This is a genomic window from Rudaea sp. (genome assembly GCF_036383415.1).
Classification (GTDB): domain Bacteria; phylum Pseudomonadota; class Gammaproteobacteria; order Xanthomonadales; family Rhodanobacteraceae; genus Rudaea.
This window is the reverse complement of record NZ_DASVOK010000069.1, coordinates 1-2,202: the sequence shown is the minus strand read 5'-3', so window position 1 is coordinate 2,202 and position 2,202 is coordinate 1. Positions and strand designations below refer to the sequence as shown.

Sequence of the window (2,202 nt, the reverse complement as noted above, 5' to 3'; positions counted from 1 at the left end):
CTGTTCTTCGCCTCGCAATGCTTCCGCGCGCCGCAGACGCAGACGTTCACTGCGGGCACGACCACGGCGACCTACACCGGCAATCGCTACGGTACCGACATCACGAACACCACCTTGGGAAGTCTGCCGCCGTGCGGCTATCAGCCGTCCGAGATCCGCACCGCCTACAACCTTGATGCGCTCTATTCCTCGGGCATCGATGGCAGCGGCGAGACCATCGTCATCGTCGACGCCTACGGCTCGCCGACGATCGCCCAGGATCTGCACGCATTCTCCAGCATCTACGGCCTGCCCGATGCCAATCTGACCCTGGCCAAGGCGCCCGGGCTCGCCGGCAGCCCGAAGAGCGGCACTTGGAGCGACGAGACCACGCTGGATGTCGAATGGGCGCATGCGATCGCGCCCGGCGCGAATATCGTCCTTGTCGTCGCCACGGCGCGCGCCTCGCTCGACGAGGCGATCAACTATGCCGTCGTCCACCATCTCGGCAACACGATCTCGAACAGCTGGTCGTCGGTGGAAGGTTTCGGCAACCCGGCGCAGCTCGACCGCGTCAACCGCATCCTGCAGATGGCCGCCGCGCAAGGCGTCGACGTCAATTTTTCTTCGGGCGACAACGGCGACGAAGAATTGAACGTGGGATTCAAGACTGTCGATTTCCCTGCCAGTTCGCCCTACGCGACTGGCATTGGCGGCACCAGCCTCGCGCTCAATCCGGACAACACAATGGCGTTCCAGACCGGCTGGGGCAATAATCTCACGCGCATCGCAGAAAACGCCGCCAGCGGCAACGCGCCGGCTAACCCGCCGCTCTCGCTCGGTTTCCAGTTCGGCGCCGGCGGCGGCCCCAGCCTGACTTTCGCGCGGCCGTCATTCCAGGCAGGTCTCAGCGTGCCGGGCAACACGCGTCTGGTGCCGGACATCGCGATGCTGGCCGATCCGTATACCGGCGTGGAGATCATCCAGACGGTCAACGGCGAGCTTTCGGTCGGTGTGATCGGCGGCACCAGTCTCGCCGCGCCGCTGTTCTCGGGCGTCATGGCGCTCGCCGCGCAGAAGGCCGGACACGGCCTCGGCCAGGCGGCAGCGCTGGTCTACAACCTGCCCTCAGGCGCGGTCACCGACGTCGTTGCCTACGGCTCGGCCGACAATGTCAGCGGCATGATCAATGCGACGCCCTGGTCGGCCGATCAACTCGCCGCGCCGCTCGGCAACACCACGACCTACTACAGCGCGCTCTACAACAGCCCGTTCTCGACGCGCTGGTTCGTGCTCACGTTCGGTACCGACACCTCACTGGTCACCGCGCCCGGCTGGGACAACGTGACCGGCGTCGGCACACCGAACGGCGTGAACTTCGTCAACGCTATCGCTCCTTAGCGCGATTTACGCGGTCGCCGCCGCATTCGTGGCGGTCAATGCAAAACGGCCGGCTTGAAGCCGGCCGTTGTGTTTCTGACGGGCCTGACTCAGGCGAACGGATCGCGCAACACGATCGTGTCTTCGCGATCCGCACCGGTCGCAACCAATGCGAGATGGCAGCCCGATAGTTCTTCGACCGCACGCAGATACGCGCGCGCTGCAGCCGGCAGCTTGTTCCAGTCGCGGATGCCGCCGGTCGGCTCGTCCCAGCCGGGGAATTCGAGATAGACCGGCTTGCACTCTTCCCAGCCGTCCGCGTCGAGCGGCGCGAGTTCGCGGCGCTTGCCGCGGTATTCGTAGGCGATGCAGACCTTGACGCTGGGCAGGCCGTCGAGCACGTCGAGCTTGGTGATGGCGAGGCCGTTGATCGCATTGATCTGCGTAGCACGCTTGAGCGCGACCAGGTCGATCCAGCCGCAACGGCGCGGGCGTCCCGTGCTCGCGCCGAACTCGTTGCCGACCTTGCGCAGGCGCTCGCCCATCTCGTCGTGGAGTTCGGTCGGGAACGGGCCGCCGCCGACGCGCGTCGCGTAGGCCTTGCAGATGCCGAGCACGTAGTCGATGTCGCAGGCGCCGACGCCGGTGCCGGCGAGCGCGCCGCCGATCGTCGTGTTCGACGAGGTGACGTAGGGATAGGTACCGTGATCGATGTCGAGCAGCGCGCCCTGTGCGCCTTCGTACATGATGTGCTCGCCGCGGCGGCGGGCGTCGTACAGCAGCGTGGCGACGTCGTCGATCATCGGCTTCAGGTATTCGCCGAACGCGAGCGCGTCGTCGAGC

General features: G+C 66.1%; 2 protein-coding genes. One reads left to right on the top strand and one right to left on the bottom strand.

The window, feature by feature from the left end:
- Nucleotides 1-1,380 (top strand): S53 family peptidase (locus VF497_RS02475; protein ID WP_330885920.1); only part of this gene is annotated, 1,380 nt, incomplete at its 5' end.
- A gap of 89 nt (nucleotides 1,381-1,469) precedes the next feature.
- Here VF497_RS02475 and VF497_RS02470 read toward each other — a convergent pair.
- The coding region (locus VF497_RS02470; RefSeq protein ID WP_330885919.1) for an adenylosuccinate synthetase at nucleotides 1,470-2,202 on the bottom strand (733 nt) is incomplete at its 5' end.